This window comes from Bacillus sp. AF62 (genome assembly GCF_050312695.1).
Taxonomy (GTDB): domain Bacteria; phylum Bacillota; class Bacilli; order Bacillales; family Bacillaceae_G; genus Bacillus_A; species Bacillus_A cereus.
Window position 1 is genome coordinate 1 of the sequence record NZ_JBNPJZ010000213.1, and the last position, 835, is coordinate 835.

Sequence of the window (835 nt, forward strand, 5' to 3'; positions counted from 1 at the left end):
TTTCTTTGTCGAGCTTGCTGTGCGCCACTTCTTCACTTCCTTTCTATCCTTGAAATGGCCTTATGCAAGGGCTACTAATTTTTCACGATGCTTTTGTGTTCGTTCTTCAGCGGCTAGTTGAATCAGAATTTGAGGTTGCATGATCCCGTTTTGAGGTTTGTTAATTTGATCTAAGAGTGCTTTATAGTTGAAGAGTTCTTGTTTCACTTGTTCAATATCTAATTCACCATTTATCATTACTTGTTCTTTCCAGAACGTTTCCCAGCATTCTTGACGATTTTGATACGCTTGTTTTCCCATCTTGCTTCCTCCTTTTAAACGGGGAGGATATTTAGTGAAAGAATGTCCTCCCATGAATATTATGATTTGCGCGCTTTTTTGTAAGGGTCTAGCGTGACCAAGAGAGAAGAGAAAATCATGCTTTTTCCCATTCTTCCCGCCCATTCTTCTGTACGCTTATTTGTTGAAGGTGTATGTGTTGTATGAGGAACTCGACCGATATAAAAACCGCGTTTACTTCGCATATGCTTAATTGGTTTCATAAGAAATCCTCCTGTATTGTTTTATCTTTCTATATCGCTAAATATAAATATTCTGTACATCTAAGAGGTTTCATTCATTATGAAGCTACTAAATCTAATTCTTCTAAATCTGTAGAAAGGATCGTAATTTCTTGTTGGTGCTCTTTGAACAGAACATGTTGGATATTTTTTCGCAACTGAAACCCATCTTCCACCAATGCAAGTAAATATGACTTGGTATATTTCCTATCATTGATTTGATAATGTACATCAAATATGCACATTTGATCCCGCCCTCCCTTATCAGTTGAGAG

At 37.0% G+C, this 835-nt stretch carries 3 protein-coding genes; all 3 read right to left on the minus strand.

The genetic code is table 11. The features are described 5' to 3' along the window. Positions 1–60: 60 nt before the first annotated feature. The 3 genes from ACQRBL_RS32350 to ACQRBL_RS32360 all read right to left on the minus strand — a co-directional run bounded on the left by ACQRBL_RS32350 (position 61) and on the right by ACQRBL_RS32360 (position 805). Positions 61–300 carry a hypothetical protein gene (locus ACQRBL_RS32350; RefSeq protein ID WP_000517898.1) on the minus strand — a complete coding sequence of 80 codons (240 nt, stop codon included), beginning with the start codon at positions 298–300 and terminating at the stop codon, positions 61–63. 59 nt (positions 301–359) lie between these two features. Then, entirely contained in the window at positions 360–542 is a 183-nt protein-coding gene (locus ACQRBL_RS32355) for a hypothetical protein (protein WP_000802603.1), read from the minus strand. A gap of 77 nt (positions 543–619) precedes the next feature. Continuing rightward, positions 620–805, minus strand: a complete 186-nt coding sequence (locus ACQRBL_RS32360; RefSeq protein ID WP_000334852.1) for a hypothetical protein — start codon at positions 803–805, stop codon at positions 620–622. Between the last annotated feature and the right edge of the window lie 30 nt (positions 806–835).

What these genes read in the sequence shown, in the direction of transcription:
- ACQRBL_RS32350 (WP_000517898.1), bottom strand. Translation starts at nt 300, where the DNA reads ATGGGAAAACAAGCGTATCAAAATCGTCAAGAATGCTGGGAAACGTTC.
- ACQRBL_RS32360 (WP_000334852.1), bottom strand. Translation starts at nt 805, where the DNA reads ATGTGCATATTTGATGTACATTATCAAATCAATGATAGGAAATATACC.
- ACQRBL_RS32355 (WP_000802603.1), bottom strand. Translation starts at nt 542, where the DNA reads ATGAAACCAATTAAGCATATGCGAAGTAAACGCGGTTTTTATATCGGT.